Source organism: Cryptosporangium aurantiacum, assembly GCF_900143005.1.
Lineage (GTDB): Bacteria > Actinomycetota > Actinomycetes > Mycobacteriales > Cryptosporangiaceae > Cryptosporangium > Cryptosporangium aurantiacum.
In genome coordinates this window covers 517,743-541,731 of record NZ_FRCS01000002.1, presented here as the reverse complement: position 1 = coordinate 541,731, position 23,989 = coordinate 517,743, and the positions used below count along the sequence as shown (strand labels likewise).

Annotated in this window: 17 protein-coding genes and 2 pseudogenes; 9 read left to right on the top strand and 10 right to left on the bottom strand. The window is 71.5% G+C overall.

All coding sequences use genetic code 11. The features are described from left to right. Positions 1 to 282 precede the first annotated feature (282 nt). The 4 genes from BUB75_RS09310 (at position 283) to BUB75_RS09295 (ending at position 3,610) form a co-directional block, all read left to right on the top strand. Positions 283 to 765 carry a CarD family transcriptional regulator gene (locus BUB75_RS09310; RefSeq protein ID WP_073254331.1) on the top strand — a complete coding sequence of 161 codons (483 nt, stop codon included), beginning with the start codon at positions 283 to 285 and terminating at the stop codon, positions 763 to 765. Next, the gene (gene ispD, locus BUB75_RS09305) at positions 755 to 1,519 is read left to right on the top strand and encodes a 2-C-methyl-D-erythritol 4-phosphate cytidylyltransferase (RefSeq protein WP_073254328.1); all 765 of its coding nucleotides are present in this window, start codon (positions 755 to 757) and stop codon (positions 1,517 to 1,519) included. Before BUB75_RS09310 ends, ispD begins: the two co-directional genes overlap by 11 nt. A gap of 44 nt (positions 1,520 to 1,563) precedes the next feature. Further along, positions 1,564 to 2,118 carry a 2-C-methyl-D-erythritol 2,4-cyclodiphosphate synthase gene (gene ispF, locus BUB75_RS09300; RefSeq protein WP_425430876.1) on the top strand — a complete coding sequence of 185 codons (555 nt, stop codon included), beginning with the start codon at positions 1,564 to 1,566 and terminating at the stop codon, positions 2,116 to 2,118. 208 nt (positions 2,119 to 2,326) lie between these two features. Continuing rightward, the gene (locus BUB75_RS09295; RefSeq protein ID WP_073254324.1) at positions 2,327 to 3,610 is read left to right on the top strand and encodes an ATP-binding protein; all 1,284 of its coding nucleotides are present in this window, start codon (positions 2,327 to 2,329) and stop codon (positions 3,608 to 3,610) included. Positions 3,611 to 3,688: 78 nt separating this feature from the next. Here the strand turns inward: BUB75_RS09295 and BUB75_RS09290 are convergent, their stop codons facing one another. After that, positions 3,689 to 5,056, bottom strand: coding sequence for a GH1 family beta-glucosidase (locus tag BUB75_RS09290; protein ID WP_073254321.1), 1,368 nt, complete (start codon positions 5,054 to 5,056; stop codon positions 3,689 to 3,691). A gap of 178 nt (positions 5,057 to 5,234) precedes the next feature. On the opposite strand from BUB75_RS09290, the gene BUB75_RS09285 reads away from it, so the two are divergent. Then, the gene (locus tag BUB75_RS09285; RefSeq protein ID WP_073254319.1) at positions 5,235 to 5,450 is read left to right on the top strand and encodes a hypothetical protein; all 216 of its coding nucleotides are present in this window, start codon (positions 5,235 to 5,237) and stop codon (positions 5,448 to 5,450) included. Positions 5,451 to 5,519: 69 nt separating this feature from the next. Here the strand turns inward: BUB75_RS09285 and BUB75_RS09280 are convergent, their stop codons facing one another. Genes BUB75_RS09280 through BUB75_RS09265 form a run of 4 tightly spaced genes read right to left on the bottom strand, consistent with a single transcriptional unit; the run spans position 5,520 to position 11,220 of the window. Further along, the gene (locus BUB75_RS09280; protein WP_073254316.1) at positions 5,520 to 6,788 is read right to left on the bottom strand and encodes an ABC transporter substrate-binding protein; all 1,269 of its coding nucleotides are present in this window, start codon (positions 6,786 to 6,788) and stop codon (positions 5,520 to 5,522) included. A gap of 30 nt (positions 6,789 to 6,818) precedes the next feature. Beyond that, positions 6,819 to 9,446 (bottom strand): alpha-L-rhamnosidase, encoded by a 2,628-nt coding sequence (locus BUB75_RS09275; RefSeq protein WP_073254313.1) that lies wholly within the window; start codon positions 9,444 to 9,446, stop codon positions 6,819 to 6,821. A 2-nt stretch (positions 9,447 to 9,448) separates the two neighbouring features. Further along, positions 9,449 to 10,228: an ABC transporter permease subunit gene (locus BUB75_RS09270; protein WP_073255196.1), complete on the bottom strand. Its 780-nt coding sequence runs from the start codon at positions 10,226 to 10,228 to the stop codon at positions 9,449 to 9,451. A gap of 38 nt (positions 10,229 to 10,266) precedes the next feature. Then, positions 10,267 to 11,220: a carbohydrate ABC transporter permease gene (locus tag BUB75_RS09265; RefSeq protein ID WP_073254310.1), complete on the bottom strand. Its 954-nt coding sequence runs from the start codon at positions 11,218 to 11,220 to the stop codon at positions 10,267 to 10,269. A gap of 174 nt (positions 11,221 to 11,394) precedes the next feature. Here BUB75_RS09265 and BUB75_RS09260 point away from each other — a divergent pair, with 174 nt between their 5' ends. The 4 genes and pseudogenes from BUB75_RS09260 to BUB75_RS09250 all read left to right on the top strand — a co-directional run bounded on the left by BUB75_RS09260 (position 11,395) and on the right by BUB75_RS09250 (position 17,447). Then, a complete protein-coding gene (locus BUB75_RS09260; protein ID WP_073254307.1) occupies positions 11,395 to 12,336 on the top strand; it encodes an AraC family transcriptional regulator in 942 nt (313 codons plus the stop codon). A 23-nt stretch (positions 12,337 to 12,359) separates the two neighbouring features. Further along, positions 12,360 to 15,920, top strand: a pseudogene (locus BUB75_RS09255) (ABC transporter ATP-binding protein); the annotation flags it as partial. An 81-nt stretch (positions 15,921 to 16,001) separates the two neighbouring features. Beyond that, positions 16,002 to 16,208 (top strand): annotated as a pseudogene (locus tag BUB75_RS48785) (ABC transporter ATP-binding protein); the annotation flags it as partial. A 120-nt stretch (positions 16,209 to 16,328) separates the two neighbouring features. Continuing rightward, a complete protein-coding gene (locus tag BUB75_RS09250; RefSeq protein ID WP_073254300.1) occupies positions 16,329 to 17,447 on the top strand; it encodes a M20 family metallopeptidase in 1,119 nt (372 codons plus the stop codon). A 78-nt stretch (positions 17,448 to 17,525) separates the two neighbouring features. On the opposite strand, the gene hisC is transcribed toward BUB75_RS09250, so the two are convergent. The 5 genes from hisC to BUB75_RS09225 form a co-directional block, all read right to left on the bottom strand. After that, positions 17,526 to 18,605, bottom strand: coding sequence for a histidinol-phosphate transaminase (gene hisC / locus BUB75_RS09245; protein WP_073254297.1), 1,080 nt, complete (start codon positions 18,603 to 18,605; stop codon positions 17,526 to 17,528). Between the two features lie 21 nt (positions 18,606 to 18,626). Further along, on the bottom strand, positions 18,627 to 19,823 hold the full coding sequence (locus tag BUB75_RS46150; RefSeq protein WP_073254294.1) for an RDD family protein: 1,197 nt from the start codon (positions 19,821 to 19,823) through the stop codon (positions 18,627 to 18,629). Between the two features lie 470 nt (positions 19,824 to 20,293). Continuing rightward, positions 20,294 to 21,691 (bottom strand): YlbE family protein, encoded by a 1,398-nt coding sequence (locus BUB75_RS09235; RefSeq protein ID WP_073254291.1) that lies wholly within the window; start codon positions 21,689 to 21,691, stop codon positions 20,294 to 20,296. After that, positions 21,688 to 23,202 (bottom strand): AllF/FdrA family protein, encoded by a 1,515-nt coding sequence (locus BUB75_RS09230; RefSeq protein ID WP_073254288.1) that lies wholly within the window; start codon positions 23,200 to 23,202, stop codon positions 21,688 to 21,690. The genes BUB75_RS09235 and BUB75_RS09230 overlap by 4 nt, the downstream gene beginning before the upstream one ends. Next, positions 23,180 to 23,962 carry an oxamate carbamoyltransferase subunit AllH family protein gene (locus BUB75_RS09225; RefSeq protein ID WP_073254286.1) on the bottom strand — a complete coding sequence of 261 codons (783 nt, stop codon included), beginning with the start codon at positions 23,960 to 23,962 and terminating at the stop codon, positions 23,180 to 23,182. The genes BUB75_RS09230 and BUB75_RS09225 overlap by 23 nt, the downstream gene beginning before the upstream one ends. Positions 23,963 to 23,989 lie beyond the last annotated feature (27 nt).

Genomic DNA, 23,989 nt, shown 5'->3' with positions numbered 1-23,989 from the left:
GACGCTGCCGCGCCCGCGTCGACCATCCGCGAACAGGGATTTCGGGTCAGCTGACGAGCATGCGGCTGATCTCACATGCTGGACCTGGCGGAACCCGGTACCGTCCTTTGTGCGGAGCCCGGCCACCGGCGATGACCAGCACGCCGATCAGGGGCCGGGTGAGCGTGTCAAGCTTCCAAGAGTTTTGTCACGTCCCCTGACCTGCGGTTTCAGTGGCCTGGACCATGCCCGATCGCGGTGACGCCGTGTTATCCTTGACACAGCGAAAGGGGTTTCCGACTCATGACTTTCACCGTCGGCGAGACCGTTGTGTACCCCCACCACGGGGCCGCTCTCATCGAGGCCATCGAAACCCGAACGATCAAGGGTGTCGAAAAGCAGTATCTCGTCCTGAAGGTCGCCCAGGGTGACCTCACTGTGCGCGTCCCTGCGGAGAACGCAGAAATCGTCGGCGTCCGCGAGGTGGTGGGCGAGGAGGGTCTGGACCGAGTCTTCCAGGTTCTCCGGGCTCCCCACACCGAGGAACCGACGAACTGGTCCCGTCGCTACAAGGCGAACCTCGAGAAGCTCGCCTCCGGCGACGTGAACAAGGTTGCCGAGGTCGTGCGTGACCTCTGGCGGCGCGACAAGGAGCGTGGCCTCTCCGCTGGTGAGAAGCGCATGCTCGCCAAGGCCCGCGACATTCTCGTCGGCGAACTCGCCCTCGCCGAGGGAACCGGTAAGGACGACGCCGAGCAGCTGCTCGACAAGGTTCTTGCTTCCTAAGTCTGGTCAGGACAGACAGGCTGCGGACACTCACTACGCAGTTGCGCTCGTCCCGGCCGCAGGCCGGGGCGAGCGTCTTGGTCCCGGGGCGCCGAAGTCCCTTCGTCACCTCGGCGGAGAACCGCTGGTGGTGCACGCGGTCCGGCGCCTAGCGGCCGCCCGGAGCGTCGCGGCCGTCGTCGTCGCGGCGCCGCCCGGCGCCGCCGACACGGTTCGCGAGCTGCTCGCGCCGGTCGTCCTGACCGCGGAGTTGGTGGTCGTCGAGGGCGGCGGCACCCGGCAGGCCTCGGTGGCGGCAGCGCTGGCCGCCGCGCCAACCCACTGCGACGTCGTCCTCGTGCACGACGCCGCGCGAGCGCTGGCACCGCCCGGGCTCGCCGACGAGGTCGCCGCTGCGGTCCGGGCCGGGCATCCGGCGGTGGTACCGGTGCTGCCGGTGGTCGACACCGTGCGCCAGGTCGGCGCCGACGGTGCCGGGTCCTCCACAATCGACCGGGAGCTGCTCCGGCTGGTCCAGACCCCGCAGGGATTCGCCCGCGCGGTACTCACCGAGGCACACGCCGCGTGCCCCGACGCCCTCACCGATGACGCCGGGCTGGTCGAGCGGCTGGGGTTGCCCGTGCACACGGTGCCGGGGCATCCGTCCGCGCTGAAGGTCACCCGCCCGTTCGACCTGGTCGTCGCGCACGCGGTGCTCGCGGAGGAGAGCGGCGTGCAGGACCCGTCGAGTGGCATGGCAGGCTCGCGGACGTGACGACAACACCCGAGCCCACGTCGGAGATCGTCGAGATCCCCGACATGGTGGAGCTCGGCTCTCAGATGCCGGCGCCGATCAGCCCCGCGCCTGCCGGTGCTCCGCAGCCGGTCGGTGGGGCGTCCCCGCAGTTGCCGCGGGTGGGGATCGGCACCGATGTGCACGCCTACGACCACGGCCGGGAGTGCTGGGTCGCGGGGCTGGAGTGGCCCGGTCAGCCGGGGCTCGCCGGTCACTCGGACGGTGACGTCGCAGCGCACGCCGCGTGCGACGCGCTGCTGTCCGCCGCGGGGCTGGGTGACCTCGGGAGCAACTACGGCACCGATCGGCCGGAGTGGGCCGGTGCGTCGGGCATCGCGCTGCTCACCGAGACCGCGCGCCGAGTGCGGGCGGCCGGGAACGTGATCGGGAACGTCTCCGTCCAGCTGATCGGGGTGGCGCCGCGAATCGGTGCGCGTCGAGCGGAGGCGGAGCAGGTGCTCGGGGCGGCGGTCGGCGCCCCGGTCTCGATCTCCGCGACGACCACCGACGGCCTGGGTTTCACCGGCCGCGGTGAAGGCCTAGCCGCCACGGCCGTTGCCTTGATTGCGGCCCGCTGAGAACGACGCTCGCAGGCGAGCGCGGGCCTTGAGACCACAGCGAGGTCGACGTGGCCTCGCGCTCGACTGCGAGCGCCGCCCTCGGCGAGCTCCAGCGCCGTTTTCGCCTTTTTGATGGGTCGGGCGGTATCAACTCTTCGGCTTGATTCGGTGTGAGGTGAGTGCCGTACTGAGGCGGCGCTTAACCGGGATCGATACGCTGACCGCCATGCGACCGGCAGAGGAGGATCCGCTCCTGGCCAGCCTGCTGGCTGCGGTCGCCGCCGCCGCGGGCGACATCCCGCTGCGCTTGCACGTCGCCGGCCTCCTGCTCGACCGAGGCCGCGCCGCCGAGGCGCTGGAGCACTGTTCGACCGTGCTGCGCTCGGACCCCGCGAACGAGGAAGCGATCGCGCTGTTGCGCCGCGCCTCCGCCGAGCTCGGCATCGCCCGTCCGGGCAGCCGGGTGGCCGCGGACCGGCCGAGCGCCGACCCGGCGATGGTGGGTCGCTCGGGGTTCGACTGGGACGCCGCCGAAGCCCAGGTCCAAGACCTGCCGGAGATCGGCCCGGTCCGCGACGGGTTACCCGACCCGGTCGGCGTCGGTGACGTGGACGGTGTGGTGTTCACGGATCTGACGTTGGCGGACGTCGTCGGGGCTTCGGACGCCAAGGAACGGATCGAGCGGGGGATCGCGCCGATCCGTAACCCCGCGCTCGCCAGGGCGTTCGGCAAGCGCACCACCGGGGGCATGCTGCTGTACGGGCCGCCCGGCTGCGGAAAAGCGTTCGTGGCGCGCGCGATCGCCGGTGAGCTGCGGGCGAACTTCTACCGGGTCGGACGGTCGGACGTGCTCGACCGGCCCGCGTCCACCGCCGAGATCCTGGCCTCGAATCCGGCTGCCGAGCGGCGGTTACGCGCGGTCTTCGCGACCGCCCGCCGTAGCGCGCCGTGCGTGCTGTTCCTCGACGACGTGGACGCGATCGGGCCGAAGCGCTCGCGGCTGCAGAATCCCAGCACGCTGCGCGCGGTCGTCAACCAGCTGCTGTTCGAGCTCGACTCGCTGGCCCGTTCCGACCACGGTGTCTTCGTGCTGGCCTCGACGACCCGGCCGTGGGACCTCGACCCGGCGCTCCGGCGGGCGGGTCGCCTCGACCGGATGGTGCTGATCGCGCCACCGGACGCCGATGCCCGCCGCGCGATCCTGCGCTACCAGCTGCGGGACCTGCTCGTCGCCGACTTCGACCTGGGGGCCATCGCGGAGGCCACCGCCGGCTACTCGGCCGCTGACCTGCGCCGGGTCGTGGACACCGCGGCCGACACGGCGCTGTCGCAGTCGCTGCGGCGTGGCCACGCGCGGCCGATCGAGGAGTCGGACGTGCAGGCGGCGGTGCGGCGGGTGCGGCCCAGCGTGGGGACCTGGCTCGATCTGGCACGGGCTGCCGCTGGGCCGTCCGAGGGCAGCTACGAGGACCTACACCTCTACCTGCGCACCCACCGGCGGAAGCCCTGACCGAGGCGCACGATGCGCGCTCGTCGGGAACCACCGCCGACCTCCCTGCCTGCGGTGGTACGTGGGACGGCGTAGAAGTTATTCGCCGTGGGCGTCTCGGGTGCGGGCGATGACCGACCGGAACCAGTCGTAGGACGCCTTCGGCGTCCGTTCCTGCGTTTCATAGTCGACGCGGACGAGTCCGAACCGCTTCGCGTACCCCTCGGCCCACTCGAAGTTGTCGAGGAACGACCAGCAGAAGTACCCGCGGACGTCGACTCCGGCGGCCATCGCGGCGTGGACCGCGCGCAGGTGGCTGTCGAGGTAGGCGATCCGGTCGTCGTCCTGGACGCGGCCGTCCGCGTCAGGCTTGTCGTCGTACGCGGCGCCGTTCTCGGTGATGTAGACCGGCGGCAGCTTCTCGCCGTAGCGCTCGTTCAGGCCGGTGAGCAGCTCGGTGAACGCCTCCGGGACGACCGGCCAGCCCATCGCGGTGGTGGTGACGCCGGGGTATTCGACGATCTCGTGACCGAAGTTCTCCGGCCCGGAAGCCCGCACCCGGTGCGGGTTGTAGAAGTTCAGGCCGTAGAAGTCGAGCGGCGTCGAGATCTTGTCCAGGTCGCCGTCCTTGATCACCGACAGGTCGGCGCCGCGGTACACGGCGGGCACGTCGTCCGGGTAGCGCCCGAGCAGCAGCGGGTCGGCGTACGTGCGGTTGTGCAGCAGGTCGAGGATGTGGGCGGCGGTGTGATCGGCCGGATCGTCGGTAGCGGGGTGCACCGGCGCCATCGCGTTCGTGACGCCGAGCTTGCCGCTCACACGCGCGGCACGAAGCGCGTCGATCGCGAGCCCGTGCCCGAGCAGCTGGTGGTGCGCGATCGGGAACGCCCCGGCGAGCAGCCGGTGCCCCGGCGCGTGGGTGCCGAGCGCGTAGCCGAACGCGGTGACGACGAACGGCTCGTTCAGCGTGATCCAGTAGCCGACGCGGTCGCCCAGCCGCTCGGCGACGATCGCGGTGTACTCCGCGAACCGCTGCGGGATGTCCCGCTGCATCCAGCCGCCCTTGTCCTCCAGCGCCTGCGGGAGGTCCCAGTGGTACAGGGTCGCGGCGGGCGTGATGCCCTTCGCCAGCATCGTGTCGACGAGGCGGTCGTAGAAGTCCAGGCCGGCGGGGTTGGCGGGGCCGTCACCGGTCGGCTGGATCCGCGGCCACGCGATCGAGAACCGGTACGAGTCGACGCCCAGGCCGGCCATCAGGTCGAAGTCCTCGGCGTACCGGTGGTAATGGTCGTCCGCGACGTCACCGGTGTCGCCGTTGTGGGTCTTGCCGGGAAGATGGCTGAACGTGTCCCAGATCGAGGGGCCGCGCCCGTCCTCGTCGACCGCGCCTTCGATCTGATAGGAGGCGGTCGCTACACCCCACACGAAGTCGGGCGGGAACTGGGGAAACTGCTCGGATCCGGTCACGCTCCACCTCCGATGGAGCAGCTTAGCGGGGTAACCGAATGACCTCGTCACGCGAGTTAGAGGCGTTGGTTCGGCGTGAATGAGGTAGGAATGAATGGCTTACTACGGCATTGTCCACCAGTTTGAGGGCGAAGTGTCGATAGTCACAATGTCCACGGAAAGGAAGGACGTGATCTAGATGTCGCTTGCAGTGGCGGCCGAGGCGCTGTTCGTCAGCCCGCTGCAACCGTCCGAGCACCCCACCCCCGCTCAGGTGGAAGCCGCGATCGACGACAGCCTGCGGAGCTTCGGTGGTCCCACCGGCTGCGCCTGCTGGCTCGCCGCCGAATACGGCGAGCACCCCGAGGTGGCGGCCGATCGGATGCGCTGGGCGCTGCAACTCACCGCTAACTGACGCCCGACAAAGAGAGAACGGCGGGACGACCCCTTCGGGGCCGCCCCGCCTTGCTGTATCCGGAGCGGATCAGCCCTTGTAGGCCTCGTCCATTCGCGCGAGAACCTGGTCCGGGGTCGCCTTACCCGCGAACATGTCCTGGATCGCGGCGAAGTGCTCGTTCTGGACCTTCGGGTTGGGCCAGAGCTGGTCCATGAACGGCACCGTCTTGCCCGCCTTCTGCGCGTCGATCAGCGGCTGCAGCGCGGGGTCGGCCTTGAACTGGTCGTTCGGCAGGCCCGGCAGGTTGCCGGTCTCCTGGGCGTAGATGTTGACCGCCTCGGGAGTGGCCAGGAAGTCGATGAACTCGTGCGCGAGGTCAGAGTTCTTCGCCTTCGCGTTCACCGCGTACGAGCCACCCGCCGCACCGGGCATCTGGGTGTCGGCCGCGGTGTCGGTGGCGGGCACCGCGAACATGCCGAACTCGGTGCCGCTCGGAGCCTCGGCCTTGAGCTGGTTGAGGCCCGAGGTCACGTGGATCATGCCGACCGACTTACCGGCGGCGACCTGCGAGACCGCGTTCTCCACCGACGTGCCGAGCGGGTTGGCCGAGAAGCAGCCGCGCTTGTCCATCTCCAGGTACTGGTCGAGCGCGGTCTTCCACGCCGAGCCGGCGAACGTGGCCTTGCCGTCCTTCATCTGCTGCGCGAAGTCCGGCGTCTTGCCGTAGACCAGCGTCGCGGCCAGCGCGTAGTCGGCCAGCTGGGTGACCCAGTTGGTCTGGTTGCCGAGCGCGAACAGCGGCTTGCCCTTGGACTTCGCGGTGTCGCAGAGCGTCAGCATCTCGGTCCACGTCGTCGGCTCCTTGCCGCCGATGTCGGCCAGCGCCTTCTTGTTGTAGAGCGCGCCGATGCCGGCGAACGTGAGCGGGACGACGTAGGTCTTGCCCTCGACCTCGGTGACCGGCTTGATGCCGCTCGGGATGTCCTTGACCCAGGGCCGGTCCGACAGGTCCTCGATGTAGCCGGTCGGGGCCAGCACCTCGATCGCGCCCGGGTTGCCGTTGCCGGGCCAGGCGAAGAACACGTCCGGGGCAGTACCGCTGGCCAGCTGCGTGCGCAGCGTGCTCTGGTACTGGTCGGTGTCGGCGTACGAGGTCGTGATCTTCACGTTCGGGTGGGTCTTCTTGAACGCGGCGATCAGCGCCTCGGTGCCGACCCGGTCGGTGGCGACGGACGAGACGCGCAGCGTGTCGCCGTCGCCGCCCTCGTTGGCAGCGTTCGTGCCGCCGGAACACGCCGCACTGAGCGCAACGCTCGCGGCGAGTACGGCAGTGGCGAGAAACCGCTTTCTGGACATCGGTGTCCTCCCGGGAGGGGGTTGTGGGGGTTATCGGGACGCGGTGAATCGATAGGTGCCGGATCCCAGCCGGAGCTCCGGGCCAGGAACGGCTTCGCCGTTCTCGTCCCGGATCGAAGCGGGGTCGGACGTGGGGACGAGCAGGTCCGCGGTGGCGCCCGGCGGGATCTCGACCTCGACGACGACGTCGTCGCCCTGGATCCGCCACCCGCTGGAGACCCGGCCGCGAACCGTCTCCTGGCTCGCCTTTGCCCAGGTCAGGAGCCCGCCGACGGTGGGGCGGAGCAGCAATTCGCGGTACCCGACCGAGCCGGGCGCCTGGTCGATGCCGGCGACGCCGCCGTAGAGCCAGTCGCCGATCGAACCGAGGCTGTAGTGGTTGAACGAGTTCATCTGCGCGGCCTGGAAGCCTCGATCGGCGGTCCAGCCGTCCCAGCGCTCCCAGATCGTGGTCGCGCCGTGGACGATCGAGTACCCCCAGGACGGATAGGTGTCCTGGTGCAGCAGGGCGTACGCCAGGTCCGCGCGTCCGTGCCGGGCCAGCACCGGGCAGAGCAGCGCGACGCCGACAAAACCGGTGGTCAGGTGGTTGTCGCGCTTCTCGACGTCGGCGGCCAGCCGCGCTGCCGCCGGTTCGGTCAGGTGCGAGGGCAGCAGGTCGAACGCGAGCGCGAGCAGGTAGCCGGTCTGGGTGTCGCCGGTGACTCGGCCGTCGTCTTCGACGAACGCGTCGTTGAACGCCTCCTTGATGCGTTCGTGCAGGTCCTCGTACGGCTTCGCGTCTTTCCCGAGGACGCGTGCCGCGGCGGCGACCAGCGCGGTGCTTTGCGCGAAGTACGCCGTGGCCAGGAGGTCGCGCGGTGTATCGGCGTCCACCTGGAGCCAGTCGCCGTAGTTGTTGCCGGTGCGGTGGCGCCAGACCAGGTCCGGGTTGTGGCGGTGGACGTGCGCGATCCAGGCGGTCATCGAGTCGAACGACCGCTCGAGCGTCCGCTTGTCGCCGTAGACCCGGTAGAGGAGCCAGGGAATGATCACACCGGCGTCGCCCCAGGCCGGCGCGCCCTCGGTGATCATCGCGACCTTCGGTGCGATGTCCGGGAACGCGCCCTCCGGGGTCGCGGCGGCCTGCACGTCGGTCAGCCAGCGGGCGAAGAACGCCTGGACGTCGGCGTTGCGCATCGCGGTCGGCGCGAAGATCTGCGCGTCCGCGAGCCAGCCGAGCCGCTCGTCGCGCTGCGGGCAGTCGGTCGGCACCGACACCCAGTTGCCGCGCTGTCCCCAGCGGATGTTGCGGTACAGCTGGTTGACGGTCTCGTCGTCGCACTCGAACGAGCCGGTGAACGGGGTGTCGCTGTGCAGTACCCGGCCGACGACGTCCCGCGCGTGGAGCTGGCCGGGGTAGCCCACGATCTCGACGTACCGGAAGCCGTGGAACGTGAACGACGGCTCGAACACCTCGGTCGCGGCGCCTCCGGCGAGGTAGATGTCGGTGGCTTCGGCGGTGCGGAGGTTCTCCAGGTAGAGCTCGCCGTCCTCCAGCACCTCGGCGTGGCGGAGGCGGATTCGCCGGCCGGCCTTCGCGCCGTGGATCGTCAGCCGGACCCGGCCGACCATGTTCTGGCCGAAGTCGACGAGGTGGCGTCCGTCGGTCAGCGCGGTCACCGAGACCGGGTGCAGGTCCTCGGTGACCCGGATCGGCTCGTCGGGCTCGGCGACGAGCGCCCCTGGCTTTTCGTCGACGATTTTGACGGGTGTCCAGGAGCTCGCGTCGTAGCCGGGGGTGTCCCAGCCGGGGATCGCCTGGGTCGCGTCCTCGTACTGGCCCATCAGCATGTCGGCGTAGCGGATCGCGCCCGGACGCTCGACCCACTCGGAGTCGGTGGCGATCGTGCGGGTCGAGCCGTCGGCGAACTCGACGACCAGCTGCGCGAGGAACTGCGGCGCGTCACCGTAGTGCTGGGCCTGGTGGCGGCTGTCGAAACCGACGAAGCCCGACCACCAGCCGTCGGCGAGCACCGCACCCAGCACGTTCTCGCCGGCCTGCAGCGCGTCGGTGACGTCGTAGGTCTGGTAGAGCACGCGCGTCCGGTACTCGGTCCAGCCGGGCGCGAGCTCGCGGTCACCGATCCGGGAGCCGTTCACCCGGGGCTCGTAGGCGCCGCGGGCGGTGGCGTACAGCCGCGCCCTCGTCGGCTTCTCGGAGAGCCGGAAGGCCCGACGGAGGTGCGGTGGTGCGGGCAGGTGCCGGACGCGGTCGGTCAGGTCGTCCACGACCGGCGGGTCGAACGGCGGGTGGACGTCCGGGTCGCGGGCGATCCAGACGCCGGCCCACTCGTCCGGGTGCAGGACGGCGGTCTCGAACCAGGACTCGGCGCTCCCGGCCTCGGCGCCGTCGGCGTCCCAGACCGTGACCCGCCAGTCGTACCGGGTGCGCGAGTGCAGCGCCGGACCGTCGTAGGCGAGGCCGGAGTTCTCGGCGCTCTCGACCCGGCCGGTGTCCCAGCGGGTGACGCCGTTCTCGGTCACGACGATCCGGTAGGCCGTCTGCGCGTCGCCACGCCGTTCGGATGTCAGGCGCCAGGACAGCAGCGGCGTGCGCTCGTCGATACCGAGCGGCGCAGCGCGGCCATCAGTGGTCAGCGCGTACGGGGTCAGCATGTTCAACCCTTCAGCCCTCCGGCGAAGCCCTTGATGATGTGGCGTTGCATGGCGAAATAGACGACGAGGATCGGCAGCGAGCCGATGACCAGGCCGGCGAAGACCAGCTCCCACTGCGAGACGTACTGGCCGAGGAAGCCGAAGATCGCGACCGGGATCGTCTGCTGGGTGCTGCCGCTCAGATAGAGCAGCGGGGTCAGGAAGTCGTTCCAGACCAGGACCGCGTTGAGGATCACGACGGTGCCCGTGACCGGCCGCAGCAGCGGGAACACGACGCTGCGGAACGCCTGGAACGGTGAGCAGCCGTCCAGCAGCGCCGCCTCCTCGTAGTCGCGGGGCAGCGCGCGGAGGAAGCCGACGTAGAGGAACGTCGCGAACGGCACCTGGAGGCCGCTGTAGAACAGCACCAGGGCCCACGGCGTCCCGAGCAGGTGCAGGTCGCGGATCGTCTGGTAGAGCGGCAGCAGCGCGAGCTGGAACGGCAGCAGCAGCCCGAGCATGACCAGCAGGAACGTCGCCCGAGACCAGGCGGCGGTCGAGCGAGCCAGCGCGTACGCCGCCAGCGACGAGACCAGCACGATCACGATGACGCTCGCGATCGTCACCAGCGCGCTGTTCGCGATCGCCCCGCCGAGACCGGCCTGCTGCCAGGCGTCGGCGTAGTTCTGGGTTGTCGGCGACGTGGTCGGGCTGGCCGCGGACGACGGGTCCTGCGGATCGCGGAGCGACAGGTTGACCAGCACGTAGAGCGGGAACGCGAACGCCACGGTGACCGCGAGCATCACGAACTCGAGGACGAACGTGCGCCAGCTGTAGGTCCTCACGAGGCAGCCCCCTCCCGGCGACGGAGCAGCCAGTACTGGCCGCTGGAGATGAGCGCGACGAAGATCGTCAGGACGATCGCGAGCGCGACGCTGTAGGCGAACTCGCCGAACTGGAACGCGTCCTTGTAGATCAGCGTCGAGAGCGTCTCGCTGGAGTGGCCGGGACCGCCTCCGGTCATCACCCAGACCTGGTCGAACAGCTTGAGGCCGCCGATGATCGACAGCATCAGGTTGATCGTCGTAGCCGGTGCGAGCAGCGGAAACACCACATGCCGGAACCGCCGTACCGGGCCGGCGCCGTCCACCTCGGCGGCCTCGTAGACGTCCTGCGGGATGCCCTGCAGGCCGGCCAGGAAGATCACCATCGAGTAGCCGGCGAACTGCCAGACGATCACGCCGACGACCGACCAGATCGCGATGTTCGGGTCGCCGAGCCAGTCCTGCTTCAGGCCGCCGAGCCCGACGCCGTCGAGGACGGAGTTCACCGCGCCGTCCGGGGCGAGCAGGTTCTTCCAGAGCGCGCCGACGACGACCGGCGTCATCACGGCGGGGGCGAACAGGAACACCCGGAGCACGTTCCGGCTCTTGATCCGCGAGTTGACGCCCAGCGCGAGCAGCAGGCCGATCGCGTTCTGGACGATCGTGATCGCGACCGCCACCAGCAGCGTCTGGCCGACCGCGGCGCGGGCGTCGTCGTCCTCGAGGATCGCGCGGAAGTTCTCCAGCCCGACCCAGGCCCGGTCCGGGCTCAGCCCGTCCCAGTCGGTGAACGCGAGCAGCGCACCGCGTCCGCTCGGGATCAGGACGACGAACGTGTAGAGCGCGAGTGCCGGGATCACGAAGAGCCAGAGCGTGCTCGGCCTCCGGCGCGGGCGTCGGCGGGTCGGCGCGTCGTCGACGGGCGGCGGCGACGCGGACTGCGCGGGCCGGGTGCGCGTGCGCGCGGGCATGGCCTCACCTCCGGGCGGACAGCGTTGTCAGAATTCCGGGAGCCGATTGAAACGTTCCATCGACTGGTCTTGGCCAGGAAGCATGCGCTACGTCACAGGGGCGTCGATAGCCTTGGATGCGCCCGCGGTAGCACGAAATTAACTTTCGCGTCGCCGCGCGGTAGCGTCGGTAGCATGCGAGTCGACCCGGTCGGCGAGTCCAAGGGTGGGCTCCTCTACCTGCGCGAAGGCGCCCAAGCGCGGGCACTTCGGTACCTCCACACGACCGTGCAGAAAACCCACACGCACAGCTTTTTCGAGCTGGCCTTTGTGCTCGGCGGCGAGGGGACGCACGTATCTCCCGCCGGACGGGACCAGCTGCGCCGGGGCGACGTCGTCGTGTTACGGCCGGGCGTGTGGCACAGCTACGAGGAGTGCAGCGACTTACGCCTCTACAACCTGTGCTTCGGTGCGGAGATCCTGCACCGGGAGCTGGCGTGGTCGCGAGCCGATCCGGGGTTGGGTTACCTGCTGTGGACCGGTCCGATGGCGATGCAGCGGCGCGGGGTGCTCAACGCGCTGTTACCCGACCCCCGGTTGGCCGAATGTGTCGACCACCTGGACGCGCTGGCCGAGCTGGGATCGGAGTCGACGCTGACCCACCGCGGTGACATGGTCGCGCGGTTGACGCTGACGCTCAGCGTGGTGGGGCGCGCTGCCGCGGCGGCGCGGGAGGGAGAACCGGCCGGCCTGACGCACCCCGCCGTGCTCGGCGCGATGCGGCTGCTGGAGGAGCGTTCGGCGTATCCGTGGACGCTGGCCGAGCTGGCCGACGAGCTGCACCTGACACCGGGTTACCTGGTGCGGTTGTTCAAGTCCGCGACCGGGTTGCCGCCGATGGCGTACCTGGCGCGGCACCGCGTGGAGAAGGCCGCGGAGCTGCTGCTGGACACCGACGAGCCGGTGACGCAGATCGGCCAGTCGGTGGGGTGGCCGGACCAGAACTACTTCGCACGGCGGTTCAAGGCGCACTTCGGGGTGACGGCGACGACCTACCGCAGCCAGTTCGCGCAGAACCGGGCACACCTGCGGAACAAGTCCGCGTCGGACTTCGTCGGCCCCAGCCTCGCCGGGTAGCCCGCGATTCTCGGCCCGGCAGAATGTCGGAGCCGCGAAGTAATCTCCGTAACGTGCCCACACCCACCTCCCCCGGATGGATCCGCCGCCTCTTCTCTGCCTGCTGGGCACATCCCCGCCTCGTCGTCGGCGTCATCGCCGCCTCGATCGGTGCCACCCTTCTGGAAGGTGTGGCACCGCTGCTGACCAGGGAAGCCATCGACGACGCGATCGATGGGCGGGTCGACAAGGTCACGCTGATCACGAGCATCCTGGCCGGTCTGGCCGTGCTGCGGTTCGGTGCGACGTTCGTGCGGCGGTACACCGCGGGCAAGCTTTCGCTCGACGTCCAGCACGACCTGCGAAACGCTGTGTTCACGACCCTGCAACGCTTCGACGGTCCCCGCCAGGACGCGTTGCGCACCGGCCAGGTCGTCTCCAGAGCCATCTCCGACCTGCAGCTGGTGCAGGGCATCCTGGCGTTCGTCCCGTTCTCGCTCGGCATGGTGCTGCTGTTCGTCATCGCGGTCGTCGCGATGTTCTCGCTCTCGGTGCCGCTGACCCTGGTATCGCTCGCGGTCGCCCCCGCGGTCGCCTGGGCCGCCGGCCGGAGCCGCCAGCGGTTGTTCCCGGCGACCTGGTCGGCCCAGCAGCGGGCCGGTGAGGTCGCCGAGCGGGTCGAGGAGGCGGTCACCGGCGTCCGGGTCGTGAAGGGCTTCGGCCAGGAGACCCGCGAGATCGTCGAGCTGGAGAGCACGGCCAGGCGCCTGTTCGCCGACCGGATGCGCGCGGCGCGGATCAACGCGGTGCTCACCCCGACGCTCGCCGCGCTCCCGCAGCTCGGCCAGGTCGCCGTGCTCACGCTCGGCGGGTGGCTCGCGCTCACCGACCGCATCACGATCGGGACGTTCGTCGCGTTCGCGGCCTACCTCGCCACGCTGGCCGGCGCGACCCGGGTGGTGTCGGGTCTGCTCACGATGGGGCAGCTGGCCCGGGCAGGCGTCGAGCGGGTCTACGACGTGATCGAGAGCCGGCCGGGGGTGGTCGACGACCCGAACCCGATGCCGCTGCCGGACGGGCCGCTCGGCATCACCCTCGACCGCGTCGAGTTCGGCTACACCCCCGACGACACGGTGCTCGACCGCCTCTCGCTGGACGTCCGGCCGGGCGAGACGCTCGCGCTGGTCGGTCCGCCGGGCTCCGGTAAGTCGACGGTCTCGCTGCTGCTCAACCGCTTCTACGACGTCCGCGGCGGCGAGGTCGCGCTGGGCGGCGTCGACGTGCGGAAGGTGCGGCTGGCCGAGCTGCGCGGCGCGATCGGCGTCGTCTTCGAAGAAGCGTTCCTGTTCTCCGACTCGGTCCGCGCCAACATCGCGTACGGCCGGCCGGACGCCACCGAAGCCGAGGTGGAGGCCGCCGCGCGGGCGGTCGAGGCACACGGCTTCATCACCGCGCTGCCGGACGGTTACGACACGCTCGTCGGTGAGCGCGGCCTGACGCTCTCCGGCGGTCAGCGGCAGCGGATCGCGCTGGCCCGCGCGCTCCTCACCGACCCGCGCGTCCTGCTGCTCGACGACGCGACGTCCGCGGTCGACAACGTCACCGAGGCCGCGATCCACGCCACGCTGCGCGAGGTCACCGCCGACCGGACGACGATCCTGATCGCGCACCGGCGGTCCACGCTCGCGCTGGCCGACCGGGTCGCGGTCCTCGACGGCGGCCGGGTGGTCGACGTCGGGACGCAGGCCGAGCTGGTCGAGCGGTGCGCGCTGTTCCGGTCGCTGCTGGCCGGTCCGGACGAGGAGGGCGACGTCGACCCGGTCGGCACCCAGGGTGCCGCCCCCGAACCGGACGCCCACGGCGTGACACCCGCGCTCTGGCCCGAGGTCGACGACGCCGACGACCCGCTGGTCGCGCCCACCGACGACCGGGCCGTGCAGGCGCTCGAGGCGCGGGCGTCCGGGGCGATTCGCGGCGGCGGCCGCGGCGGTCCCGGCGGCTTCCACGGTGACCAGGGCGGCATGCCCGCCACCCCGGAGCTGCTGGCGCAGGTGCGGGCGCTGCCACCGGCGACCGAGACCCCCGACCTGCCCGGCCTCGACCCGCGGGCGGCCGACCCGGAGTTCCGCCTGGGCCGGCTGTTGGGCCCGGTCCGGTTGCTGCTCTGGGCGACGATCGCGCTGATCGCGGTCGACGCGCTGGCCACGGTCGCGTTCCCGCTGCTGGCCCAGCACGCGATCGACGCCGGTGTGGTCGGCGGGTCCGGGCGTCAGCTCGCGCTCATCGGTGCGCTCGGCGTCCTGGTCGTGCTCGTCGACTGGCTCGCGGTCCGCACCCAGACCGTGACCGCGTCGAAGGCCGGCGAGAAGGTGCTCTACCTGTTGCGGATCCGCAGCTTCGCGCACCTGCAGCGGCTCGGGCTCGACTACTACGAGCGCGAACTGGCCGGCCGGATCATGACCCGGATGACGACCGACGTCGACGCGCTCTCGACGTTCCTGCAGACCGGGCTGGCGACCGCGGTGGTCAGCGTCCTGACGATCGTCGGCGTCACCGCCGCGCTGCTGATCACCGACGCCGGGCTGGCGCTGGTGGCGCTCGCCGTGCTGCCGATCGTGGTGATCGGGACGCTGATCTTCCGGCGCCTGTCGGCAGCGGCGTACGAGCAGGCCCGCGAGCGCGTCAGCATCGTCAACGCGGACTTCCAAGAGAACGTCTCCGGGATGCGCGTCGCGCAGGCGTACGTGCGGGAGGCGCGGTCGGCGTCCGACTTCGCGGACCGCAGCGACGCCTACCGTCAGTCGCGGATGCGGGCGCAGACCTACATCGCGACGTTCTTCCCGTTCGTCGCGCTGCTCTCCGACCTGGCACAGGCCGCGGTGCTCGCGGTCGGCGCGCACCGGATCGCGAGCGGGGGCGTCACGCCGGGCATCCTGACCGCGTTCCTGCTCTACCTCGGGCTGTTCTTCCAGCCGATCCAGCAGCTCTCCCAGGTCTTCGACGGCTACCAGCAGGCCCGGATCGGCCTCGGCCGGATCGGTGACCTGCTGCGCACGCCGACGTCGGTGAGCGACGCACCCGACCCGACGCCGATCCCGGACCGGCTGACCGGCCGGGTCGAGCTGCGCGAGGCGCGCTTCCAGTACGCCGGTGCCGACACCGAGGCGCTCCGTGGCGTCTCGCTGACGATCGAGCCCGGCGAGACCGTCGCTCTGGTCGGGGAGACCGGCGCGGGCAAGTCGACCGTGCTGAAGCTGCTGGCCCGGTTCTACGACGTCACCGACGGCGCGGTGCTGGTCGACGGGGTCGACGTGCGGCGGTACCGGCTGGCCGACTACCGCAGCCGGCTCGGCGTCGTGCCGCAGGAACCGCACCTGTTCACCGGCGACGTGGCGTCGAACGTCAGCTACGGGCGGCCGGCCAGTGTGCCTGCGCAGGTCGAGCACGCGTCCCGCGCGGTCGGGGCGATCGGCATGGTCGGATCGATCCGCGGCGGGTTCCGGCACCCGGTCTCCGAGCGCGGCGGAGGGCTCTCGGCGGGCCAGCGTCAGCTGGTCTCGCTGGCGCGCGCCGAGCTGGTCGACCCTGACCTGCTGCTGCTCGACGAGGCCACCGCCGCGCTCGACCCGGCCAGCGAGGCCGTCGTGCTCGCGGCCGGGGACGCGCTGTCGCGGCGGCGGACGACCGTCGTCATCGCGCACCGGCTGGCGACCGCCGCTCGCGCCGACCGGATCATCGTGATGGCCGACGGGCAGATCGCCGAGCAGGGAACCCACGCGGATCTGGTTGCCGCTGACGGCGTATACGCCCGGCTCTGGGAAGAAGACGGAGCGGCCGCGCTGGCGGCCGAGGCAGCTGCCCTCGGCCGGCCGTCGGTCGATGCGGTGGGTTAGGGGAATGGACACCGGGAACCGGTAGGTAGGGTGCGGACCGGACCACTGCCGGTGAGGGGCGTCGGGATGCCCTCCGATCATTCCGTTGGGGCTGGGCCCGTTTTCTGGGGAAGGGTTTTGTTGGACTGGGACCTTGTCGCGGCCGATCCGGGCGGTGCGGAATTGCTGCTGCCGTGGTTGGAGCGCCTGGTAGCGCTGCCGACCGTGTCCGGCAACCTCGCCGCGTCCGAGGAGGGACTCGACCTGATCGGCGAGTTCCTCGCCGAGCGTGGGATGCGGATCCGCAGATTCGACCAGGACGGTTTTGGTGCGCTGGTCGCGACCGTGCACCCGACGATGACGCCCACCGTCATGCTCACTGCTCATTTGGACGTCGTCCCGGGGCCCGAGCACCTCTTCACGCTGAAGCGGGACGGTGATCGGCTGATCGGGCGGGGTGTCTTCGACATGAAGGGCGCGATCGCCGCCTACCTCGCGCTGATCGACCAGCTCGCGCCGGAGCTGCACCGGTACGACCTCGGCGTGATGATCACGACCGACGAGGAGACCCGCGACCTGGGCGTCAAGCTCTTGCTGCAGGAGGAGGGGTACCGGGCGCGGGTGGCGGTGCTGCCGGACGGTGGTGACAACTGGCAACTCGAAGAAGTCGCCAAGGGCGCCTGGCGGGTGCGGGTGAGCACGTACGGCGTCGCGGTGCACGGGTCGCGGCCGTGGACCGGGGAGAGCGCGTCGCTCAAGCTGCTCGACCTGCTGACCGACATCCGCCGGCGGTTCCCGGTCGAGGAGCCGCACGTCGACACGTTGAACATCAGCTTCCTGCGGGCGGGCACCGCGCCGAACCAGCTGCCCGACCAGGCCGAGGCCGTGCTCGACGTCCGGGTCATGGGGCCGGAGGAACTCGCCGCGGTCGAGCGGGACGTCGCCGAGATCTGCCGGCGGCACGGTGCCGACCTGGAGCTACTCGTGCTGTTTCCGCCGGTCAAGCACGACCTCGCTGATCCGCTGCTGGCGGAGTTCGCGCGGAGCGTCGAGCGGGTGACCGGCGTGGCGTGCGGAGGGTGTCTGTCGTTCGGGTCGAGCGACGCCGCCCAGTTCGCGTCGGTGGGGGTGCCGTGTGCGGTGACGCGTCCGCGGGGCGGTGGTCACCACGGGGACGACGAGTGGGTGGACGCGGGGTCCCTAGCGCAGCTGGTGCCGGTGCTGCGCGACTTCGTCTGCCGCGTCGCCACCCACGAGTAACGCCTGCATTCACGCGAAACCGACCTCTAAGCCGCGGTTAGACGCCGGTTTCGCGTGAAACGCCGCGGGGGCGTCCCGTCAGGACGGGAGGAGTTCGCGGGCCACGGAGAGGAAGAGGTCGTTCTCGGCCGGGGTGCCGATCGTCACGCGGACGCCGTCGCCGGCGAACGGCCGCACGATCACCCCGCGCTTCTCGCACCCCTTCGCGAAGTCGACGGCGTCGTCCTCGATCGGCAGCCAGACGAAGTTCGCCTGGGTCTCCGGCACGTCCGGCCGCAGCTCCACGAGCGCGTCGCGCACCCGGGACCGCTCGCCGACCACCAGCTCGACCCGGCGGGCCATCTCGTCCTCGGCCTCCAGCGCGGCCAGCGCCGCGGCCTGCGCGACGTGGTTCACCGAGAACGGCGTGACGACCTTGCGGACCTCGTCGGCCACCACCGGGTCGGCCGCCATCCAGCCCACCCGGATCCCGGCCAGGCCCCACGCCTTCGACATCGTCCGCAGCACGACCACGTTCGGACGGTTTCGTGCCACTTCCAGACCGTCCGGCACCTCGGGGTCGCGGACGAACTCCCGGTATGCCTCGTCGATCACGACCAGGACGTCCGGCCCGACCCGGTCGAGGAACCGTTCCAGGTCGTCGCGGTGTGCGGCCGGCCCGGTCGGGTTGTTCGGAGTGCACACGATCGCGACCCGTGTCCGGTCGGTCACCGCGGCGGCCATCGCGTCCAGGTCGTGCTCGTGCGCGCCGGTGTTCGGCACTCGGACGCTCGTCGCGCCGGACGACGTCGCGATGATCGGGTAGGCCTCGAACGAGCGCCACGAGTACAGCACCTCGTCGCCGGGCACCACCGCAGCGCGGACGATGTGCTCGGCCAGCGCCACCGACCCGCAGCCGGAGACGATCCGGTCGGGCGCGACGTCGTACCGCTCGCCCAGCCGCGCCCGCAGCGCGGTGACGCCCGGATCCGGGTAGCGGTGGCTCTGCGCGACCGCCTCCGCCACCGCCTCGACGACGCCGGGCAGCGGCCCGTAGGGAACCTCGTTGCTGGCGAGTTTCACGGCCTCCGCGATGCCCGACTCGCGTGCGACGTCGCTCGGGTTCCGGCCGGCCACGTAGCGGGGGATCGTGGCGAGGTCAGCGCGGGTCAGCGGCATCGGTACTCCTAGCTGTTTCGGTCAGTTCGGCTTCTGCGCCTGCGACGTCGGCCCACCGGCGACCGGCACGGCCGCGGACCGCACCACGATCGACGTCACGGCCTTGTCGTGCAGGCACTGGCGGGCCGGGCGGTCCCAGGTGCACCAGAGCAGGTCGGCGATCTGCAGCGGCAGGCCGCACAGGAAGCTCACGGCGGGGCTCGGCAGCATCAGGATCAGCCAGCGGCGGATCGACTGCCCGAACGTCAGCGTGTGGTCGTCGACGACGCGGATGACGCGGATGCCGACGATGCGCTTGCCGAGCGTCTGGCCGCTGTTCGCGGTGGCGGGGACCTCGTAGGCGAACCAGAGGCCGATCGTCAGGACGAAGATGATCCAGTTGAGGCGGCTCGCCTCGGCGGAGAGCGTCTCCTTGCCGAGCAGGACGTCGTTGAGGACCGGTCCGACCTCCTCGGCGAACTGGAGGTAGAAGTACCCGTTCACGACGAGGCAGAGCAGGAACACGGCGACGACGTCGATGAGCCGGGCCAGCACCCGGAGACCGAGCGGCGCGAGCTTGGTGGTGTCGATCGGCATCGTGGCGGTGGTGCCGGGGATGCGGATGTGGCCGGGCGGTACCGGCGGCAGGTTCGGCGGCTGACCCCAGCGGGGCTTGCGGGTGCCCTGACCACCCGTCGCGCCGCCCGGGAATCCGGGCGCGCCGGGGAAGCCTTGGCCGCCCTGAGCACCCGGGGCGCCGGGGAAGCCCGGCCCACCCTGAGCACCGGGCGCGCCCGCGGCGCCGGGGAAGCCCGGTGCACCCGGGTAGCCCGGCGCACCCGGGTAGCCCGGCGCACCGGGATATCCGGGCGCGCCGCCAGCCCCGGTTCCGGTTCCGGCCGCGCCGGCCCCGGTTCCGGCCGCGCCAGCTCCGGTTCCGGGCGCACCGCCGGATCCGGCTCCGGGCGTGCCAAGGGCGGTTCCCGGCGCTCCCGTGCCGGGCGCGTTCGGCGTGCTCGTTTCGCCGCCGGGCGTGCCCGGCGGCGTCCAGGACGGGCTCCAGCCGGAGCCACCCGGTGTCGGGGCGGACGGTGCGGTGCTCGCCACGTCGGCCGGCGGTGGGCCGGACGGCGGGGTGGCACTGACGGGCAGCGGAGCGCCGAGCCACTGCTCGCCGTCCCAGTAACGCTGCGTGTCCGGATCCGCCGGGTCGGGATACCAACCGGGGATCGGGCTCACCGGATCACCTCACACAATCTGCTGCTGTTCCCACGTCTGCCCGCCATCCTGCCGTACGGCTCTCAGCGGCAGCCCATCACACAGCTCGATGCGAATTATTCGCCTCCCGTGCGCAGCCAGTTCAGGCCGCCGCACAAGGCCGGCCGCATAACCCTCAACGCAAAGCCGCCGCTCTGCGTGCCGGGGGCAATGGCACACAGAGCGGCGGCATGCGAGGTTCGTCCGGCGGCGGGGGGTGCCAGGCGAACCGGACCGGTCGGGCCGTGCGGGGGATGGCCCGAGCCGGTGTTCGGTGCGAGGGCCGCTGTGGGGTCCGACCTCCAGCGGCGCGGGGGGGTCCGCAGGAGCGGCAGCGACCCTCGCACCTCCGACATCGGCGCCGCCCGCCCACGCCCCAGACATTCCCGGGCGTGCCACCGACCCGCACCGCGTTCACACCCGCCCGCGCTACCGGGGAACAGGAATCAGGCTCAGCCCACCGGCGGGGCGGCCGCTCCCAACGCGTCCAACGCGCCGGTGAAGCACTCCATCGGCGGCGTCACGAGCCCTGCGCCGACCTGCCCCACGCCCGCGACACGACCGGCCATCCCGGTGTTGATCTGCGGCAACACACCGCTCCGCACGACCTTCGTGACGTCGATACCGGTGGCGGATCCGCGGAAGTCCAGGATCGGCAGCGCGTACGCGGGGTTCTCCCCGGTCGTGATCCCGTACATCTCCCGGCTGGTGCGGAGCGCGTCCGAGACCGTCCCGCCCACGAACCGGACGATCGCCGGCGCGCTCGCCATCGCGAAGCCGCCGATCCCGGCGGTCTCGGTGATCGCCGAGTCGCCGATGTCCGGGTTCGCGTCGTCCGGCCCGTACGAGCCCAGGAACAGCCCCTGCGGCGTGTTCGCCGGCCCGGTGAACCACTGGTCACCGGTCCCCGACACCTGGATCCCGAAGTCCGTGCCGTTCCGCGCCATCGTCGTCACGACCGTCGACCCGGGGATCCCGGACGCCGCCGCGGTCTGCAGCTTGCAGGCGGGCATCACGAGGTTCAGGAAGAAGTGATCGTTGCCGCCGACGAACCGGGCCACGTCGGCCACGTCGGAAGACGCGACTCCGGCGTCGAGCATCGCGGGCAGCAGGTCACGCAGCAGCATCAGCGTGCCCGCGCGGTTCCGGTTGTGGCCCTCGTCGCCCATCTGGACCATCTGCGCGATGATCCCCTTGACGTCGACCGGGCCGTGCTGCCGCACCGCGGCCTGCAACGCCGGACCGAGCACCGCCGACATCCACCGCAGCCGGTCGATCACCTCGGGCCCGTAGGCGCCGTAGCGCAGCACCTTCCCGAGCCCTTCGTTCAGGGAGCACCAGGACGTCCGGTCGTGCGCTTCGTCGCGGAGCACGAACACCCACATCGACGGCGACACCACGCCGGCCATCGGCCCGACCCCGCCGTCGGAGTGGCACGGTGCCCACTCGGCTCCTCCGCCGGAGAGCAGGTGCTCGGCGTCCTCGACGGTGTCGGCGAGCCCCTCGAACAGCGCGGCGCCGATCAGCGCACCGCGCAGCGGCCCGGAGGCCCGCTCCCAGCTGATCGGCGGCCCGGCGTGCCGGAATTGCCCGGCGCGCAGCCCCACCACCTCGGAGGCGGGCCGGACGTCGACCAGCGTCGCTCCGGCCGCCAGCATCCGCTCCACCGCGAGCGCGTTGCCGGCAACCCGCCGCTGATCGGCCATCACCCTGGCCAGCGCGTCGAAAGAACCGGCGGGCGGCTGCCAGGCGACCGGCGTCACGGCCGCGGCTTGGGCGGTCAGCGCCTCGGTGAACAGATCGACGCCCGCGGTCACCACGGTCGGTTCGCCGGAAAGCAAAGAACTCATTCGGTCACCTCGGCGGGGTTCAGGATCGCGACGGCCTCGCGAGCGGCTTCGGCGTTGGACGAGAACACGCGGGCTCCGACGCCCTGGAGCGCGGCAGCCTGGCGCTCCAGCCCTTGCGGGTCGCCCCCGCTGCCGACCAGCGCGATCACCACGTCGAACGGACGGTCGGCCGCGACCAGTGCGGACGCGATCGCGGGCGCCAGCTCGGCGGCCGGATCCGGGTGCGCCCCGTGCCCCAGGACGACGTCCAGCAGGACGACGCGGCAGGACGGGTCGGCGGCTTCGGTAGCCAGCCGCTCCAGGCGCAGCGTCCCATCGATCATCGGGTGCGGGCGTCCGGCGGTCAGCGTGTCGTCGCCGAAGTCGATCATCGCGTGACCGTCGGCCTTCAGATCGGCACCCAACGCCCACGCGGGTTCCAGCGGGATGTTCGACGCGATCGGCCCGAGCGCGGCTGACGCGATCAGCATCGCCTCGTCGCAGAGCGTGCCGCCGCTGTACAGGCCGCGCAGGCTCCCCGAGGCAGCCGCGAACGGCGCGACCAGGTCACGGGGTTCTTCCGACGGCAACCACCGCGGCCAGGGCGACGGCGCCGAGCGGCCGAGCACGCCCAGCACCTCGGTCACTACCGCGGTGAGATCGGGGCGACCGCTGCCGAGCAGCCCGAACACCACGGGCTTGGACAGGCCGGAAGCGTGCGCGCGGACCCGGGAAGCCACCTCGTCGGCGGGCGGCTTGGAGATCACCAGGATCACCTCGGTCGCCGGGTCGGCGTCCAGCGCGTCGAGTGCGGCCAGCGTGGAGCGGCCGGCGACGACGCCGGACAGGTCGCGCCCGCCGACGCCCAGGCAGTGCGAGACGCCGACGCCCGCGGCGTCCAGCAGCGTCATGGCCTGCTGCGCGCCGGTGCCGGACGCGGCGACCAGACCGACCGGTCCCGGCCGCACGACGTTGGCGAACCCGAGGCCGGCGCCGCCGACGACCGCGGTACCGCAGTCCGGGCCCATCACGAGCAGTCCGCGGGCGGCAGCCAGATCCTTGAGCGCGACCTCCTGCTCGACCGGCACGTTGTCGCTGAAGACGAGCACCGACGCCCCGGCGTCCAGGGCGTCCACGGCGTCGGCGAACGCGTACCGGCCGGGGGTCGAGATCAGGGCGAGGTTCGCCCCTGCGGTGTTCACTGCTGCGCCGACGGTACGGGGAGGTGGGAGCGTGCTGTCGCCGGTGGCCTGCGGTGTCTTGGCCGCCAGCGCCGACTCCAGCGCGGTGAGCGCGGCGTCCCGGGTGGCCTCGTCGACCGCGGCGATCGCCACCACCATGTCACCCGGAGTGGCGTCGTCCGGCACGCGGAAGCCCATTCCGGTGATCAGCTCGACGTTGAGCTCGGTGCCCATCGCGACCATCGCGCCGGTCACCCCGTCGAGGACGCCGACGGCCTGGCTGACCTGGAGCAGCTGGACCGAGTCGCGGTACGTGCCGCGTCGCAGCTCAATATGGTGCAAAGCGGTCACTCTGCGATCCCTTCGGTTCGGCTTCGGTCAGAAAAGACAACGCCATTCGGACGCCGTGCAGCAGCCCCAGCCCCGACGAATGCCCGACCCGGAGGAGGGCGTCGACGGTGGGCTCCAGCCGGTCGGCGGGGTCGGTGAGCACGGCGGCGAGCTCGGGGATGCACTCGCCGCGGGCAGCCTGGGCCAGCAGAGCGGCGGAGACGAACGTGGTGGCCCCCGGTCGGGCTGCCAGCTCCTCGGAGACCACCGAGCCCAGCACCTGCCCGGCGGGGTGCCGCGCGGCAGTGAGCGTCACCAGCGCGCCGGCCAGGACGTCGTCTCCCAGCGGTGTCAGCCCCGCACCGCGTCCCAGCAGCGTGCGCACCGCGCCGGCGGGGTCGCCGAGGTCCAGGTCCGTCCCGAAGTGCGGCGCCGGCCCGCGAAGTGCCCGCTGCCTGGCGTCCGAAGAAAGAAGGTGCACCCGTGGGCGGGCCGGACGCCACCACCGGGTGACGGCGACGGAGACGTCGCCGATCTCCAGTCGGCCCTCGCCGACCGAGGCGGTCGCGCCGACCGCAGCGGCCGGAACCGCGACCCCGGGACCGAGCACCACCGCGCAGGGGACCCGCACCGCATCCGCGGACGCGAGGCACAGCGCGGGGGACTCGGCATCGGGCGTCCGGAGGTACAGCGCACGAGAGAGCGAGGCGGCGACCGTGACGGTCCGCACCGGCCCGCTCAGCACCGGGGCCAGCGACACGGAAGCGGCGGCAGGCAGCACGAAGACCTCACCCCCTTTCGTCTGGCC

What these genes read in the sequence shown, in the direction of transcription:
- BUB75_RS09310 (WP_073254331.1), top strand. Translation starts at nt 283, where the DNA reads ATGACTTTCACCGTCGGCGAGACCGTTGTGTACCCCCACCACGGGGCC.
- ispF (WP_425430876.1), top strand. Translation starts at nt 1,564, where the DNA reads ATGGTGGAGCTCGGCTCTCAGATGCCGGCGCCGATCAGCCCCGCGCCT.
- BUB75_RS09295 (WP_073254324.1), top strand. Translation starts at nt 2,327, where the DNA reads ATGCGACCGGCAGAGGAGGATCCGCTCCTGGCCAGCCTGCTGGCTGCG.
- BUB75_RS09285 (WP_073254319.1), top strand. Translation starts at nt 5,235, where the DNA reads ATGTCGCTTGCAGTGGCGGCCGAGGCGCTGTTCGTCAGCCCGCTGCAA.
- BUB75_RS09280 (WP_073254316.1), bottom strand. Translation starts at nt 6,788, where the DNA reads ATGTCCAGAAAGCGGTTTCTCGCCACTGCCGTACTCGCCGCGAGCGTT.
- BUB75_RS09275 (WP_073254313.1), bottom strand. Translation starts at nt 9,446, where the DNA reads ATGCTGACCCCGTACGCGCTGACCACTGATGGCCGCGCTGCGCCGCTC.
- BUB75_RS09270 (WP_073255196.1), bottom strand. Translation starts at nt 10,228, where the DNA reads ATGCTCGCGGTCACCGTGGCGTTCGCGTTCCCGCTCTACGTGCTGGTC.
- BUB75_RS09265 (WP_073254310.1), bottom strand. Translation starts at nt 11,220, where the DNA reads ATGCCCGCGCGCACGCGCACCCGGCCCGCGCAGTCCGCGTCGCCGCCG.
- BUB75_RS09260 (WP_073254307.1), top strand. Translation starts at nt 11,395, where the DNA reads ATGCGAGTCGACCCGGTCGGCGAGTCCAAGGGTGGGCTCCTCTACCTG.
- hisC (WP_073254297.1), bottom strand. Translation starts at nt 18,605, where the DNA reads ATGCCGCTGACCCGCGCTGACCTCGCCACGATCCCCCGCTACGTGGCC.
- BUB75_RS09235 (WP_073254291.1), bottom strand. Translation starts at nt 21,691, where the DNA reads ATGAGTTCTTTGCTTTCCGGCGAACCGACCGTGGTGACCGCGGGCGTC.